Source organism: Stenotrophomonas sp. YJH_SMC_73, assembly GCF_059370155.1.
Genome location: NZ_JCAFTJ010000004.1, coordinates 1 through 15594, shown reverse-complemented (window position 1 = coordinate 15594; position 15594 = coordinate 1). Strand labels below are relative to the sequence as shown.

Below are 15594 nucleotides of genomic sequence, written 5' to 3'. Positions count from 1 at the left end.
ATGGGGGCACTCGCCACGCTGCTGTGGCTGGCCAATGTGGTGCTCGATACCGGTGGCCAGCTCGCCTTCAAGGCCGCCGCCAGCGACCCGCAGGATGGCGAAGGACTGCAACGCTGGAAACACATGCTCAGCCGCCCCTGGCTGTGGATCGGCATCGCCTGCTACGTGCTTGAGTTCGTTGCCTGGATCGCGTTCCTGTCGCTGGTGCCGTTGTCCAAGGGCGTGCTGCTGGGCTCGATCAACATCGTCGCGCTGATGATCGCCGGCCGCATCCTGTTCCGCGAAAAGCTCACGCCATTGCGGGTGACCGGCATGCTGCTGGTCACGGCGGGCGTGGCGGTGGTGGGGGCCGGCTCATGAGGCGCCTGTATGTGATCGGCTTTCCCCTGCTGATGGCCTTCGACACGCTGGCCCAGCTGTGCTTCAAGTACGCCGGTGACGCCGCGATGCCGGTCGAGGCCAACACCGCGTGGCTGTTGCGCGTGCTGTCGCAGCCGTGGGTATACGGCGCGGTCCTCGGCTACATCGGCGCGTTCTTCACCTGGATGAGCCTGCTGCGCCATGCGCCGATCGGCCCGGCGTTCGCGGCCTCGCACCTGGAGGTGATCAGTGTGCTGCTGCTGTCGGCCTGGCTGCTGAAAGAGCCGCTGACCCTGCACCACCTTGTCGGTGCGGTACTGATCGTGGCTGGCATCGTCTGCCTCGGCCGCGCCGAAGCGGACGACCCGCACAGCCCCGCCGACAGCACTTCGTGAGCGGGCTGCGATGAGCCTGTTCGCGCGCGAACTGCCGCCGACCGCTGGCCTGCCGATGCAGGCCAGCGACTTCCTTCCCGGCGGCGGCGACCTGCGCGACATCCTGGCCACCCAGCTCGGCACACCGCCGCTGCAGCTGACCTGTTCCGGCACCCACGCGCTGCTGATCGCACTGCGCACCCTGCGCAAGCGCGCGCCCAAGCGCGATACCGTGATCCTGCCGGCCTATACCTGTCCGCTTGTGCCGATCGCGGTGCACAGCCTCGGCCTGCGCGTGCAGCTGTGCGATACCCGGCGTGGCCATTTCGACTTTGATCCGGCACAGCTCTCGCGCCTGGCCGACGCACGGACGCTGGCGATCCTGCCCACCCACCTCGGCGGGCGCATCGCCGATGTCGAACGGGCCTGCGAGGTCGCACGCGGCGCCGGCGCCTGGGTGATCGAAGATGCCGCACAGGCGCTGGGCGCACGGGTCGGCAACAGCAGCGTGGGCCTGCGTGGCGACATCGGATTCTTCAGCCTGGCCGCCGGCAAGGGGCTGAGCCTGCATGAAGGCGGCCTGCTGGTCAGCCGCGATGACGAGCTGCGCGCCGCGCTGGCCGAACATGCCGCCGAACAGGTACGTTTCAGCCTGCGCTGGGAGCTACTTCGCAGCGTGCAGCTGCTGGGTCTTGCCGCCTGTTACCGCCCCTCGCTGCTGTCGCTGGTGTACGGCAATCCGCTGCGCAGCGCCCTGCAACGCGGCGATCTGGAAGACGCGGTCGGAGACATTTTCCCGCTGGACATCCCCCAGCACCGGGTCAGCCAGTGGCGGCAGAACGTGGGCGCCCACGCTGCACGGCGGCTGCCTGCGTTCCTGCAGGCCGGGCGCCTGCGCGCACTGCAGCTGCGTGTGCAGCTGGCACAGCTGCCGGCGGTGGAGGTGGTCGATGGCCTGGCCGGCACCGGCGGCACCTGGCCGATGCTGATGCTGCTGCTGCCCAGCCAGCGCGCGCGCGATGCCGCACTGGACGAACTGTGGCCGCGCGGTCTCGGTGCCAGCCGCATGTTCATCCATGCCCTGCCCGACTACGCCTACCTGCGTGGCATCGTGCCGCAGGACGACATGCCGAACGCGCGCGACTTCGCCGCACGCATGCTGACCCTCGGTAACAGCGCCTGGCAGACCCGGGAAGAGACCGCGCAGATCCTGCGGGCGCTGGCCGCTGCGCAGCCCTGAAAGCGCGGTTTTCACGGCATCACGCCCATTCAGCACGCTCGATTCCTGAACACTTTCCCCACCCGGCGGTGCAGGCTTTCAACAGGAAAGGAACGAGAAAGGCTGCCTGCCTACATTGAGCCTGCCCCGGCATCGTGCCGGACGTTTCTTTCATCGACGGACCTGCCCATGCACTGGAGCATCCTGTGTGACTTCGATGGCACCATCAGCCTCGAAGATGTCATCGACTCGCTGCTGGAGAAGTACGGCCAGCCGGGCTGGCAGCAACTGGAAGACCAGTGGAAGGCGGGAAAGATCGGCTCGCGTGAATGCATGCAGGGCCAGGTGCGGCTGTTGAAGCTGGACCCGGCCACGCTCGACGCGCACCTGGACCAGGTGCAGATCGATCCGGGCTTCGCCGCCTTTGTCAGCCGCGCCGAACAGCTGGGCGTGCCGCTGCGCATCGTCAGCGACGGGCTGGACTATGCGATCCACCGCATCCTCGCCAACCACGGCCTGTCGCGACTGCCGGTGGTGGCCAACCACCTGCGCTGGTGCGAAGACCATTGGGAACTGGAGTCGCCCTACCAGGCCGAAGGATGCCGCAGTGGTACCTGCAAGTGCACCTGCGCCGCGCAGGCGCGTGCCGACGAAGCACCACGCGTGCTGATGATCGGCGATGGCAGCTCGGATTTCTGCGTCTCCGAAGATGCCGACTTCGTGTTCGCCAAGCGCCGCCTGATCACCCATTGCACGAAGGCCGGCATCGAGCATGCCGCCATCGATACCTTCCACGATGCAATCGCACTGTTGCCGCGCTTGCTCGATGGCAGCCTGCTGCAGCCACGTCGCCTCGACGCCAGCCCGCAGCCCGCCGCACTGCCCCTGCTGCTGGCCACCGCCTGAGCACTCCCTTCCAGGCGCGCTCCCCCGTCACCCCTTTCGAACGTCCTTCACGGAACCGAACTGCATGAACATTTTTGACAAGAACGCCGACGCGGCTGCCTCCGACGCGCAGCTGCTGGCCGACGAAGCCCGCTACAGCTCCTTCGGCGACACCGTCCACTACGTCGACCCGCCGAAGATCTTCCAGCGCGGCGAAGGAAGCTACATGTTCGACGGTGCGGGCGTGCCCTACCTCGACCTGCAGATGTGGTACTCGGCCTGCAACTTCGGCTACAGCAACAAACGCCTGAACGACGCGCTGAAGGACCAGATCGACACCCTGCCGCAGGTCGCCAGCCAGTACCTGCACCCGACCCGCGTGCAGCTGGCCAAGACCATTGCCGTGGACATGCACCAGAAGTTCGGCCTGGACGGCCGCGTGCACTTCAACGTCGGCGGCGCGCAGGCCATTGAAGATTCGCTGAAGATCGTGCGCAACGCGCGCGGCGGCAAGAGCCTGATGTTCGCCTTCGAAGGCGGCTACCACGGCCGCACCCTGGGTGCCTCGTCGATCACCTCCAGCTACCGCTACCGCCGCCGCTACGGCCACTTCGGCGAGCGCGCGATGTTCATCCCGTTCCCGTACCCGTTCCGTCGCCCGAAGGGCATGACCCCGGACGAGTATTCCGACCACTGCGTGTGGCAGTTCGAGCGCCTGTTCGAAAGCGAATACAACGGCGTGTGGGATCCCAAGGTCGGCCAGGCCGAGTACGCCGCGTTCTACGTCGAGCCGATCCAGGGCACCGGTGGCTACGTCATCCCGCCGCGCAACTTCTTCACTGGCCTCAAGCGCGTGCTGGACAAGTACGGCATCCTGATGGTCGTCGATGAAATCCAGATGGGTTTCTGGCGCACCGGCAAGCTGTGGTCAATCGAGCACTTCGGCGTTACCCCGGACGTGCTGGTGTTCGGCAAGGCGCTGACCAACGGCCTGAACCCGCTGTCGGGCCTGTGGGCGCGCGAAGAACTGATCAACCCGACCGTGTTCCCGCCGGGCTCCACCCACTCCACCTTCAACTCCAATCCGCTGGGCACCCGCCTCGGCCTGGAAGTGCTGAAGCTGGGCAAGGAAATGGATTACGAGCGCACCGTGCCGGAGAAGGGCGCGTACTTCCTCGACGGCCTGCGTGGCCTGCAGAAGCGTCACCCGGAGATCGGCGACGTCGACGGCCTGGGCCTGGCCCTGCGCGCCGAGATCTGCCAGACCGACGGCTACACCCCCAACAAGGAACTGCTGGACCGCATGGTCGACATCGGCCTGGCCGGTGACCTCGTGCACGACGGCAAGCGCATGGGCCTCGTGCTCGACGTGGGTGGCTGGTACAAGAACGTGATCACCTTCGCGCCGTCGCTGGACATCAGCTACGAAGAGATCGACCTGGCGATCACCCTGCTCGACCAGGCGCTGACCAAGGCCAAGGGCTGAGGTCGATGCGCTGCCGGTTCCCGTGCCGATGGAGATGACGTCACGCGCATCCAGCACCGCGCTGGAACCGGCCGCGCTGCTGGAGGGCTTCCTGGCCCACCCGCCGCTTGGATTCGAGGCAGGCCTGCTTCCCAGCGGCCTGCCGACCTTCCGTGCGCCGCTCGACCTGACCACCACGATGGACGACGACCTGCGCGGCAAGCTGCTTGGCTTGCCGCTGTCGCGCCTGTGGCGGCCCTGGATCACCTGGAAGACCCGCTTCGTCGGTGCCACCAGCACCGAGTACACCCCGTTGCCCGCGCACGTCGCACCAGAGGCATTGGCCGAGGACGTGACGCGTCACGCGATCGGCGATTCCCGGCTGCTGGTGGTCAAGGACCTGGCAATCGATTCGCCGCTGCTGGACGACGCGGCCAATGCACACAGCAGCGCCTTCCTGCAGGCGCTGCTGGCACGCGGCTTCGTCGAACTGGAAGGCATGCCGCTGGCCTGGGTGGCGATCGATTTCGATTCGATCGATGGCTATCTCGGACGCCTGTCGTCCTCGCGCCGCAAGAACATCCGGCGCAAGCTGCGCTCGCGCGATGGCCTGCAGATCGACTGCATCGCCACCGGCGATCCGGCCCTCGCCGACCCGCAACTGCAGGCCGAACTGTACGCGCTGTACCTGGGCGTGTTCGCGCAGAGCGCGGTGCATTTCGACCAGCTCGACCTGCCCTACTTCCAACACCTGCTGGCCGACAGCCAGGGCCAGGGACGGATGTTCCTGTACCGCCACCAGGGTCTGCTGATCGGCTGGAACCTGTGCTACATCCACGCCGGAAAGCTGGTGGACAAGTACATCGGCCTGGCCTACCCGCAATCACGCGAGCACAACCTGTACGCGGTCAGCTGGATGCACAACCTCGAGTACGCGCTGCAGCACGGCCTGAGCCACTACGTGGCCGGCTGGACCGACTCGCGGATCAAGGCCGAGCTGGGCGCCCGCTTCACCTCCACCCGGCACGCGATCCACGCCCGCTCCCCGCTGCTGCGCGCTGCCCTGCGCAAGCTGGCCCCGTACCTGCAGGGCGAACCTGATGGAGGCGGTTGAACGATGTCGTCGCGTTTTCCGCTGATCCTGGACCTGGACGGTGGCGTACTGCCGCTGCCACAGGCGCAGACCCTGGCGCTGCCGCAGTGGCACGATCCGCTGCGCTTCGCCTGCAGCACTTCAACCCTGGACCGTTTCGCCGCTGAAGTGCTGGCACCGCTGCCGGCCCAGCTCGGCACGGTGATGCTCGGCAGTGGCGACTTCCACCACCTCAGCCTGCCGCTGCTGCGTCGCATGCGCGCGCACCAGCCGTTCCAGCTGGTGGTGCTGGACAACCATCCGGACAACATGCGTTTCCCGTTCGGCATGCACTGCGGGTCGTGGGTGAACGCGGCCAGCAAGCTGCCGCAGATCTCGCACATCCATGTGCTCGGCATCACCTCCAGTGACATCGGCCTGGGCCACGCCTGGGAGAACCATTGGCGCCCGCTGATGGGCGGGCGCCTGACTTACTGGTGCATGGATGTGGACGTGGGCTGGGGCCACCGCCTCGGCAGCGGCCGTGCATTCCGACGGTTCGAGCACCCGGAGGCACTGGTTGCCGCGTTCGCCGCCGAGCAGGCCAAGTCGCCGCAACCGACCTACCTGTCGATCGACAAGGATGTGTTCGCCGAGGACGTCGCCCGCAGCAACTGGGACCAGGGCCGCTTCCAGCTGGAACACGCACTGGTGGTGATCGAAGCGCTGCGCGCCGGCGGCCTGGTCGGCAGCGACATCACCGGCGAAGTGTCGCTGGCCAACTACCAGAGCCGCTTCAAGCGCTGGCTGTCGTCGCTGGACGGCCAACCTGACGTCAGCGCCGAGGATCTGCCGGTGTGGCAGGCACGGCACCAGCAGGTGAATCGCGAACTGCTGGCGGCGATGGCCGCCGTGCCGACCGCCTGCTGACCGCGCCGGTCGTGCCGGCCGCTGGCCGGCGTGGCTTCGGTAGTGCCGGCCGCTGGCCGGCAACCTCATCGTTCCCAGGCTCGCCGGGATGCCGGCCAGCGGCCGGCACTACACTGGACTCCCGCCCCGGAGCCTCGCGATGCCCCAGACCGTCATCCCGCAACTGCGCATGCGCCATGCCGACACCACCCTGCCGTTCTACGTGCAGGGGCTGGGTTTCGTGGTCGACTGGGAACACCGCTTCGAACCCGGCTTCCCGCTGTTCGCCCAGCTCACCCGCGACGGCCAGACGATCTTCCTCACCGAACACAGCGGCGACTGCGAGGTCGGCGGCGCGGTGTACTTCATCGTTGAAGACGTCGACGCCCTGCACCGCGCCTTCAGTGCCGCCAACGTACCGATCGAGCAGCCACCGCACGACACCGGATGGGGCAGCCGCGAGATGCTCCTGCGTGACCCGGACGGCAACCGACTGCGCTTTGCCACCCACGTGGACTGAACGACGCGGGCTTGAGGCGGATATACGGAACATATATGCTTCGTATATCCATTCCGCCAGGACCGCCCATGGGCATCGTCAACATCGATGACACCCTGCACGACCAGCTGCGCCGTGCCTGCACCGTCTCCAGCCGTTCGATCAACGCCCAGGCCACCTTCTGGATCCGGGTCGGCATGCTGTGCGAGATGAACCCCACGCTGAGCTTCCAGGACATCGTCGCCAGCGAACTGCGGGCAGCCGGGGTGCAGCCGCAGGCGCTGGCGCCCGGGCGGGCCTGACATGACGATGATCAAGCAGCCGCACGAAATCGCGTTGCTGGCCGAATCCGGGCGCCTGCTGGCGCAGGTATTCGCCGCGCTCGACCAGCTGCCGCTGCAGGGACGCAGCACGATGGAGATCAACGACTTCGTCGAGCGCATGATCGTCGATGAGCTGCAGGCGCGGCCGGCCAGCAAGGGCCAGTACGGCTTCCCGTATGTGCTCAACACCTCGATCGACAACGTGGTCTGCCACGGCGTTCCCAGCACCACCGACGTGCTGCGCAACGGCCAGATCGTCAACCTCGACATCACCCTGGAGAAGAACGGCTACATCGCCGACTCCAGCACCACCTACCTGGTCGGTGAGGTCGACTACGCCGCGCGCAGGCTGGTGCAGGCCACCTACCAGGCGATGTGGAAAGGCATCGCTGCGGTGCGCCCGGGAGCGCGCCTGGGCGATATCGGCCACGCCATCGCCCGCCACGCGCGCAGCCACGGCTACAGCGTGGTGAAGGAATACTGCGGCCATGGCATCGGCCAGCAGATGCACGAGGAACCGCAGATCCTGCATTACGGCCATCCCAACACCGGCATGGTGCTGGAAGAAGGCATGGTGTTCACCATCGAGCCGATGCTCAACCAGGGCAAGCCGGCCATCCGTCAGCAGCCGGACCAATGGCCGGTCTACACCCGCGACGGCAAGCTGTCGGCGCAGTTCGAGCACACCGTGGCGGTCACCCGCAGCGGCGTGCGCGTGCTGACCCTGCGCCCCGGCGAAACCCCGCAGTGCGCGGTGGACGCGGCCTAGAGCGGGCGCAACAGCAGCAGCGTGGCGAGGCAGGACATGAAGACCGCCACGGCGGCATCCAGCACCCGCCAGGCGCCCGGCCTGCGGAACACCGGCTGCAACAGGCGCGCGCCATAGCCCAGCGTGCAGAACCAGGCCACGCTGGCGGCGCAGGCACCGGCGGCGAACGCCCAGCGCAGGTCACCGGGGTAGCGCGTGGACAGACTGCCCAGCAGCACCACCGTATCCAGATAGACGTGCGGGTTGAGCAGCGTGAACGCCAGGCAGGTCAGCAGTACCTGCCGTCCGCTGCCGCCCTGCGCCTCGGCGGCGGCCAGGGCACTGCCACCGCGCCACGCGCGCAGCCCCGCCCGCAGGCCATACCAGAACAGGAAGGCCGCACCACCGAAGCGCAGCACCTGCAGCAGCAGCGGCCACTGCAGCACCAGCGCGCCCATGCCGCCAACGCCAGCAAGGATCAGCGCGATATCCGCGCCGGCGCAGGCCAGCACTACCGTCCCCACATTGCGCTGCTGCAGGCCCTGGCGCAGCACGAAGGCATTCTGCGCGCCGATGGCGATGATCAGGCCGGCACCTGCGAACAGGCCGGCGGCGGTAGCGGCAATCCACATCGGGACAGGCCAGGCAGCGAGGGGACGCGCAGGGTGCCGCCAACCGCCTTGATTAGACAAACTGATTTTTCTTTATCCTGTGCAGGAAAACTGAAGAGGCACCGGCATGGACCTGGTACACCCGCAACTGGCCGCGTTTGCCGCGGTGCTGGAGGAAGGCAGCTTCGAGGCTGCGGCACGCCGCCTGTCGATCAGCCCGTCAGCACTGTCGCAGCGGATCAAGGCCCTGGAGGACAGGCTCGGGCAGGTACTGGTGGTGCGCCAGGCACCCTGCCGGCCGACTGCCGCGGGTGAAGCGCTTCTGCGCCGGGTGCGACCGATGCAGGCGCTGGAGGCCGAGGCATTGGCCGAGCTGCTACCCGAGCGTGGCAGCGACGCTGCGCACACGCCGATCCCCCTGGCGGTCAACGATGACTCGCTTGATACCTGGTTCGTGCCGGCCATCGCCGACCTGCACCAGCGCTACGGCTATCTGTTCGACCTGCGCATGGACGACCAGGACCACACCCTGCAGCTGCTGCGCGATGGCAGCGTGCTCGGCGCGGTCACCGCCGAAAGCCAACCGGTGAAGGGATGCAACGTGCACCCGCTCGGCGCGATGCGCTACCACGCCATCGCCTCGCCCGGCTTCGCCCGCCAGTACTTCCGCGATGGCATGCAGGCCGCAACCCTGGCGCACGCACCGATGCTGGTGTTCAACCGCAAAGATGAACTGCAGTGGCGCTTCGTGCGGCGCCTGACCCGCGCGCGGCTGCAGCCGCCGCTACACTACCTGCCCTCCTCCACCGGTTTCGTCGAAGCCGCCGCGTGCGGACTCGGCTGGGGCATGGCTCCGGAAACCCTGGTCGCGCCCGCCGTGCGCGCCGGCCGCGTGGTGGTACTGGAACCCCGCCGCTGGCTCGATGTGCCGCTGTACTGGCAGCATGCCGCCGTGCGCTCAAGCACGCTGCAGCACATCACCCAGGCGCTGCGCACTGCGGCCAGAGGCACCCTTCGTTGAGGACAAACCGATGATCGCAGACCCGGGCTTCACGCTGCACGCACTACCGTTTGCGCACTTCTTCACTACTGGGACCGCATGGGCGTGATCGGCCGACGTACAAGGATGCACCGCGCGAAGGCCGCGCTGGCGCTGGCAGCCTGCCTGCCATTCGCTGCCGCCGCGCAGCCCACCAGCAACGCACCGGCATTGGACTGGGAACAGGCACGGCAACGCCTGGAGCAGGTCTCCGATGCGTTGGCCGCTGCCGACGCCGCCGTGCGCAACAAGCAGGACCTGCAGGACGCGACCCGCCTGCTGCGCCTGCCGGAGATCACCGGCGAAGTGCGCCGGCTGCAGTTCCAGAAGACGCTCACCCTGCCCCTGGGTTCGCTGGCTCCGGTGGCCGAGGCCTTTGGCATCGACTCGCCGCTGTCGTTCACCGAACGCGACTGGCGTACCCGCCCGGTGGTGACTGCAGTACTGCCGCTGTACACCGGCGGCGTGATTCCGGCCGCGCAACGTGCGGCCAGTGCCGCCCACGAACAGGCCAGCGCCGAGCGCGAAGCACAACGCCAATCGCTGACCGTGCAGCTGGCCCAGGCCTATTTCGGCCAGCGCCTGGCCGAGCAGGCGGTGGACGTGCGCCGCGATGTGCGCGATGGCCTCAACCGCCACCTGTCCGACGCAGAGAAGCTGGAACGCGAGGGCTTCGCCACCCGCGCGCAGCGCCTGCAGGCCACCGTGGCCCGCGACAAGGCCGAGCGCGAATACCAGAAGACGGTGAACGACCTGGCCACGCTGAAGGCCGCACTGGCCACGCTGCTGCGCAGTGGCGGCGAGGTGCAGCCGGTGTCGCCGCTGTTCGTGCAGCGCGTGCCACTGGAACCGGTGGCCAGCTTCGAACGCACCGCGCAGGCGCGGCAGCCGCAGATCGCGCGCCTGCGGGCGATGGTGGCGCAGGCCGAACAGGGCGTGCGCGTGCAGCAGGCCAAGCTGAAACCACAGATCTTCGCCTTCGGCCAGTACGACTTCCGTCGCCGCGACGAGATGCTGACCGATCCGGACTGGGCATTCGGCATCGGCCTGAAGTACACCTTCCTGTCGCCGAACTCGCGGCCGGCGCAGATCAGCGCCGCGCGTGCGCAGCAGGACCAGGCCGAAGCAGGCCTGCGCGAGGCCGAGAACCAGGTCGCGCTGGGTGTGCGCAAGGCCTGGAACGAGCTGGAAACCGCACGCCAGCAGTACGTGCTGCTCGACAGCAGCATCGCCCAGGCGCAGGAAAACCTGCGCCTGCAGGAGCTGGCGTTCCGCGAAGGCCAGGCCACTTCGCTGGATGTGATCGACGCGCGGCTCGGCCTGGGCGGCGCCCGCGTCGAGCGCGCACAGGCCGCCTACCAATACGATATTGCGCTGGCACAGTTGCTGGAGATCAGTGGACAGATGGACCGTTTCGAAGAGTTCCGGCGGCGGGCGGACGAGGTGATCGACCATGAGTGATGTGCTGCACGACGATGCGACGACGCCCCCGGGCAAGCGCCGGTTGGGACCGATCCTGGCAGTGGTGCTGCTGGTCGTGGTGGTGCTCGGCCTGTGGCTGGCCTGGCGCAGCCCGGCCGACCAGATCCAGGGCATGGCCGATGCGGACACGATCAACGTGGCCGCCAAGATCACCGCGCGCGTGGCCGAACTGAAGGTGCGCGAGGGCGACCGCGTGCAGGCCGGGCAGGTGCTGTTCCTGCTCGACAGCCCCGAAGTGGCCGCCAAGGAACAGCAGGCGCACGGCGCTTTGGCCGCCGCACAGGCAGTGGCCGACAAGGCCGACGAAGGCGCACGCAGCGAAGACATCCGCGCCGCCGAAGCGAACTGGAAGCGGGCCGAAGCCGGTGCGACGCTGGCTGAAGCCACTTACCAGCGCGTGCAGAACCTGTTCAACGAAGGGGTGATGACCCGGCAGAAGCGTGATGAAGCGCATGCCCAGGCCACCAGTTCGCGTGAGCTGGCCCGTGCCGCGCGCGCGCAGTACGACATGGCCCTGGCCGGCGCGCGCGAGCAGGACAAGCGTGCCGCGCAGGGCCAGGTGCAACAGGCACAGGGCGCGGTGGCCGAAGTCAACGCCGCGCTTGTCGAAGTGGAAGGGCGCGCGCCGGTGGCCGGCGAAATCAACAAGCGCATGGCCGACCCGGGCGAGCTGGTGCCGGCCGGCTACCCGGTGTTCACCCTGGTCGACATCGACCGCATGTGGGTCGCCATGAACCTGCGCGAATCGCAGATGCAGGGCCTGAAGGTCGGCAGCAAGCTGCAGGGCAGCGTGCCGGCGCTCGGCCTGGACGGCGAATTCGAGGTCTACTTCATCAATCCGGCCGGTGACTATGCAACCTGGCGTACCACCCGCCAGTCGTCCGGCTACGACGTCCGCAGCTTCGAGGTGCGGGTGCGCCCGGTACGCCGCATCGAGGGCTTCCGCCCCGGCATGAGCGTGCTGTTCGCATGGCCCCAGCACTGAGCCCCGGCCGCGGCGGCTTCGCCGCCAGCTGGCGGCGCGAGCTGCAGTCGCTGCGCAGCAACCGCGCCGACCTGATGCTGGTCACCCTGCTGCCGCTGCTGATGCTGGCGGTGATGGCATGGATGTTCACGCCCTCGGTGATGCGCGATATCCCGATCGCGGTGGTCGACCTCGACCACAGCAGTGACAGCCGCCTGCTGCTGCGCATGCTCGACGCCAGTCCCGGCGTGCGCGTCGCCAGCCAGCCGGTGGACCTGGAAGACGCACGTTCGCAGCTGCGTCGGCTGGATGTGTTCGCCATCGTACTGGTGCCGCGCGATGTCACCCGGCAGGCGTTGCGTGGACGCCAGGGCACGGTGTCCGCCTATTACAACGCCACCTACATGACCACCGGCCAGTCCGCGTCGCGCGATATCGGCGACGCGGTCTCGGCCTGGAACGCGCGCCTGCTGCGCGAGCGCATCGGCCTGCAGGTCGGCCCGGGCAAGCTGCGCGCGGCACCCATCGCGGTGCAGTCGGACATTCTGTACAACCCGGCACGCAGCTACGAGCTGTTCCTGCTGCCGTTGATCTTCCCGGCGGTATTGTCGCTGGTACTGGCACTTGCAGTGGCCGGCAGCCTTGGCCGCGAGATCCGCGACGGCACCCTGCCCGCCTCGTTGGGCCGCACGCCATGGCCGGCGATTGCCGGCAAGGTCGCGCCATACATCCTGCTGTTCTCGCTGTATGGCGCGCTCGGCATCGGTTACCTGGCCTGGCTGCGCGGTGACGGCGTGGCCGGCAGCGTGCTCCTGCTGCTGCTCGCACAGCCACTGTTCTACCTTGCCACGGCCGCCTACGCGTTGTTCTTCGTCGGCGTCACCCGCGACATGGGTACCGCGCTGTCCGCAGTCGGCCTCAGCATCGGCACCGCGTTGGCCTTCTCCAGCGCCACCTTCCCGGTGCTGGACGGCCCTCTGTTCACCCGCATCTGGCATCAACTGCTGCCACTCAGCGCCTACATCAAGCTGCAGACCCAGCAGCAGTTCATCGGTTCGCCGCTGCAGGTTTCGGTGTGGCCGCTGGCCACGCTGTTGTTGATGGCGGTGGTGGCAGGAGGCGTCGGCGGCCTGCGCCTGATCGCCTTTGCGCGCACACCTGCCGCCGCACAGCCCGCAGGGGCCGACGCATGAGCGCACTCTGGCGCAGCCTGCGGCAGACCCTGATGGCAGTGCTCTGCGACCGCTACGCGATCGTGGTGATGGTCGGGGCGGTGATCCTGTACTCGTTCTTCTATCCAGCCGCCTACCGGCACCAGGTGGCCGGCAACCTGCCGGTGCTGGTGGTGGACGAAGACCACAGCGCGACCAGCCGCGAGCTGCTGCGCAAGCTCGACGCACTGCGCGTTGCGCGCGTGGTCGGTCAACCCGCGGACGTCGACAGCGCACGCCGGCAGCTGGAAGCCGGCCATGCCGAAGGGATCGTCGTGATCCCGGCCAATCTGGAGCGCGACATCCTGCGCGGCCACCCGGCCAAGCTGGTACTGCTTGGCAACGGTGCCTACCTGGGCCGCGCCAGCTGGGTGCTGGGCAGCGTGGCTGACGCGCTGGGTGCGTTCGGGCGTGATGCCGTGGTCGGCCAGGCCGCCTTCATGGGCGCACCGCAGGCACCACCGGTCACGCTTGTGCAGCGCCCCCTGTACAACACGCAGGAAGGCTATGGCAGCGCCATCGTTCCCGGCGTGGCCGAGCTGATCGTGCACCAGACGCTGCTGATGGGCATCGGCGTCCTGCTCGGCGGCCGCCGCCTCGCGCTCGGCCGACGCCTGCGCTTCGACCTGCCGACCCTGGCCGGCATGGCACTGGGCTTCGGCCTGATCGGCCTGTTCGGTCTGTTCTGGTATGCCGGGTTCACTGCCTGGGTGCAGGACTATCCACGCGGAGGCAACCCGCTGGGCCAGCTGCTGGGTGGCACGCTGTTCATCGCGGCGACGGTGGCCTTCGGCCTGTTCGTCGGCAGCTTCTTCCGCACCCGCGAACGCGCCTTCCAGTACATCATCGCCACCTCGATCCCGCTGTTCTTCCTCGCCAACCTGTCGTGGCCCTCGGTGATGACGCCACAACCGCTGGTCTGGCTGGCGCAGCTGCTGCCGACCACCTCCGGCATCAACCTGATGGTGCGCCTGAACCAGATGGACGCCAGCCTGGCCGAAGTCAGCCACGAACTGATCACTCTCACCGTCCTGCTGCTGCTCTACGGCAGCCTCGCCACCTGGCGCCTCCTCGCAAAAAAGGGGACGGAGGGGATTAAGTCGTAAGCGGCCGGTTGGGGGATTACGACTTAATCCCCTCCGTCCCCTTTTCCTGCAATGAAGAACGCCGGCGCGAGGCCGGCGTTCGAGTACTGCGATGTGGAAGGGGAAAAACGGGGGCCGTCGGCGATCGATCAGCGATAGACGCGTTCGCAGCGGCGCTCGACCACACGGTCGCCGTTCTTCTGCTGGCTGTTGCCCTGGATCTGGCGGCCCGCCGCACCACCGGCAACAGCACCGGCCACGGTAGCGAGCTTCTTGCCATTGCCGCCGCCCACCTGGTTGCCCAGCAGGCCGCCGATCACCGCGCCAGTGGCCGTACCGGCGATGCGGTTCGGATCGCGCGAGTTGCGCTGCACTTCCACGTTCTTGCAGACCACGCGGCTGCCATCGTTGAATCGGCGTCCTTCATCACGCGGGCCATAGGTCTGCGCGCCGGCCACCGACGAAGCCGCCAGCAGGGTGCCCAGCACAAGCAATCGGGTCGAGGTCTTCATGGCCATCTCCTAGGTTCCGGTATGGCGCAAGTGTCCTCCCGCGGCTGGCAACCGGAAGTGAAATGCGCGTGTCCGCGGCCTCATCGGCCATCGCGCGTTCAGGAAGAAAATCCGCGCCCATCACGATCAGCCATCGTGATGGGCGCCGTCTCCCTGCCGGCATTGCCCTCTGCTAGAACTCTTCCCACCCCCCGGCATTGGCCGCCAGTGTCGGCTCGATGCGCGGCGACAGCGTTGCCGCCCTGCGCACCGGGGTGACCTTCGCGGCCACCGCAGCCAGGGCCGGACGCACGGCTGCAGCCGCCGTTACCGCGCCGGTGCGGAAGACCGAAACCGCCTCGGCCAGCAGGTTCGCCTGTTCCTCCATGGAACGCGCCGCAGCACTGGCCTCTTCCACCAGTGCCGCATTCTGCTGCGTGGTCTCGTCCATCTGCACCACCGCCTGGTTCACCTGTTCGATGCCCGAGCTCTGCTCCTGCGAGGCAGCAGAGATATCGGCCATGATGTCGGTCACGCGCTGCACGGAAGCAACGATCTCGCCCATCGTGGTGCCTGCCTGTCGGACCAGGGCCGATCCATCGGCGACCTTGCCAACCGAATCCTCGATCAGCCCCTTGATCTCCTTGGCCGCACCGGCCGAGCGCTGTGCCAGCGTGCGCACCTCACTGGCCACCACCGCAAAGCCCCTGCCCTGCTCGCCGGCACGGGCGGCTTCCACTGCGGCATTCAGCGCCAGGATGTTGGTCTGGAAGGCAATGCCGTCGATGACCGAGATGATCTCGGCGATCTTCTTCGACGAGGCTTCGATGGCCGACATGGTGGTGACCACCTGGCCG

At 67.8% G+C, this 15594-nt stretch carries 18 protein-coding genes; 15 read left to right on the top strand and 3 right to left on the bottom strand.

Features of this window, described 5'->3' with window-relative positions:
- The 10 genes from AC5P8R_RS07380 to map all read left to right on the top strand — a co-directional run bounded on the left by AC5P8R_RS07380 (nucleotide 1) and on the right by map (nucleotide 7875).
- On the top strand, nucleotides 1–360 hold the full coding sequence (locus AC5P8R_RS07380) for an EamA family transporter (protein ID WP_014646430.1): 360 nt from the start codon (nucleotides 1–3) through the stop codon (nucleotides 358–360).
- A complete protein-coding gene (locus AC5P8R_RS07375; protein ID WP_041863179.1) occupies nucleotides 357–755 on the top strand; it encodes a DMT family transporter in 399 nt (132 codons plus the stop codon). Before AC5P8R_RS07380 ends, AC5P8R_RS07375 begins: the two co-directional genes overlap by 4 nt.
- A 10-nt stretch (nucleotides 756–765) precedes the next feature.
- Complete coding sequence (locus AC5P8R_RS07370) at nucleotides 766–1974, top strand: DegT/DnrJ/EryC1/StrS family aminotransferase (RefSeq protein ID WP_014646428.1); 1209 nt, start codon at nucleotides 766–768, stop codon at nucleotides 1972–1974.
- Nucleotides 1975–2142: 168 nt separating this feature from the next.
- Nucleotides 2143–2859, top strand: a complete 717-nt coding sequence (locus AC5P8R_RS07365) for an MtnX-like HAD-IB family phosphatase (protein ID WP_014646427.1) — start codon at nucleotides 2143–2145, stop codon at nucleotides 2857–2859.
- A gap of 64 nt (nucleotides 2860–2923) precedes the next feature.
- Entirely contained in the window at nucleotides 2924–4324 is a 1401-nt protein-coding gene (locus AC5P8R_RS07360) for an aspartate aminotransferase family protein (protein WP_495223217.1), read from the top strand.
- 28 nt (nucleotides 4325–4352) lie between these two features.
- Nucleotides 4353–5417 carry a GNAT family N-acetyltransferase gene (locus tag AC5P8R_RS07355; protein WP_046429621.1) on the top strand — a complete coding sequence of 355 codons (1065 nt, stop codon included), beginning with the start codon at nucleotides 4353–4355 and terminating at the stop codon, nucleotides 5415–5417.
- A gap of 3 nt (nucleotides 5418–5420) precedes the next feature.
- A complete protein-coding gene (locus AC5P8R_RS07350) occupies nucleotides 5421–6305 on the top strand; it encodes an arginase family protein (protein ID WP_032958040.1) in 885 nt (294 codons plus the stop codon).
- Nucleotides 6306–6444: 139 nt separating this feature from the next.
- Nucleotides 6445–6804, top strand: coding sequence for a bleomycin resistance protein (locus tag AC5P8R_RS07345; protein ID WP_014646423.1), 360 nt, complete (start codon nucleotides 6445–6447; stop codon nucleotides 6802–6804).
- A 68-nt stretch (nucleotides 6805–6872) separates the two neighbouring features.
- Nucleotides 6873–7085 carry a ParD-like family protein gene (locus tag AC5P8R_RS07340; protein WP_014646422.1) on the top strand — a complete coding sequence of 71 codons (213 nt, stop codon included), beginning with the start codon at nucleotides 6873–6875 and terminating at the stop codon, nucleotides 7083–7085.
- Between the two features lie 7 nt (nucleotides 7086–7092).
- The gene (map, locus tag AC5P8R_RS07335) at nucleotides 7093–7875 is read left to right on the top strand and encodes a type I methionyl aminopeptidase (RefSeq protein WP_014646421.1); all 783 of its coding nucleotides are present in this window, start codon (nucleotides 7093–7095) and stop codon (nucleotides 7873–7875) included.
- Here map and AC5P8R_RS07330 read toward each other — a convergent pair.
- A complete protein-coding gene (locus AC5P8R_RS07330) occupies nucleotides 7872–8486 on the bottom strand; it encodes a LysE/ArgO family amino acid transporter (RefSeq protein ID WP_014646420.1) in 615 nt (204 codons plus the stop codon). The genes map and AC5P8R_RS07330 overlap by 4 nt on opposite strands.
- A gap of 106 nt (nucleotides 8487–8592) precedes the next feature.
- On the opposite strand from AC5P8R_RS07330, the gene AC5P8R_RS07325 reads away from it, so the two are divergent.
- From AC5P8R_RS07325 to AC5P8R_RS07305, 5 genes are all read left to right on the top strand, one after another.
- Nucleotides 8593–9486: a LysR family transcriptional regulator ArgP gene (locus AC5P8R_RS07325; protein WP_197621602.1), complete on the top strand. Its 894-nt coding sequence runs from the start codon at nucleotides 8593–8595 to the stop codon at nucleotides 9484–9486.
- Between the two features lie 78 nt (nucleotides 9487–9564).
- A complete protein-coding gene (locus AC5P8R_RS07320; protein WP_014646418.1) occupies nucleotides 9565–10965 on the top strand; it encodes a TolC family protein in 1401 nt (466 codons plus the stop codon).
- A complete protein-coding gene (locus tag AC5P8R_RS07315; protein WP_041863178.1) occupies nucleotides 10958–11971 on the top strand; it encodes an HlyD family secretion protein in 1014 nt (337 codons plus the stop codon). The genes AC5P8R_RS07320 and AC5P8R_RS07315 overlap by 8 nt, the downstream gene beginning before the upstream one ends.
- Entirely contained in the window at nucleotides 11956–13143 is a 1188-nt protein-coding gene (locus AC5P8R_RS07310) for an ABC transporter permease (protein WP_014646416.1), read from the top strand. Before AC5P8R_RS07315 ends, AC5P8R_RS07310 begins: the two co-directional genes overlap by 16 nt.
- Nucleotides 13140–14267, top strand: a complete 1128-nt coding sequence (locus tag AC5P8R_RS07305; protein ID WP_014646415.1) for an ABC transporter permease — start codon at nucleotides 13140–13142, stop codon at nucleotides 14265–14267. The genes AC5P8R_RS07310 and AC5P8R_RS07305 overlap by 4 nt, the downstream gene beginning before the upstream one ends.
- Before the next feature lie 128 nt (nucleotides 14268–14395).
- Here the strand turns inward: AC5P8R_RS07305 and AC5P8R_RS07300 are convergent, their stop codons facing one another.
- Nucleotides 14396–14764 carry a glycine zipper 2TM domain-containing protein gene (locus tag AC5P8R_RS07300; RefSeq protein WP_014646414.1) on the bottom strand — a complete coding sequence of 123 codons (369 nt, stop codon included), beginning with the start codon at nucleotides 14762–14764 and terminating at the stop codon, nucleotides 14396–14398.
- 166 nt (nucleotides 14765–14930) lie between these two features.
- The coding region (locus tag AC5P8R_RS07295) for a methyl-accepting chemotaxis protein (protein ID WP_495223216.1) at nucleotides 14931–15594 on the bottom strand (664 nt) is incomplete at its 5' end.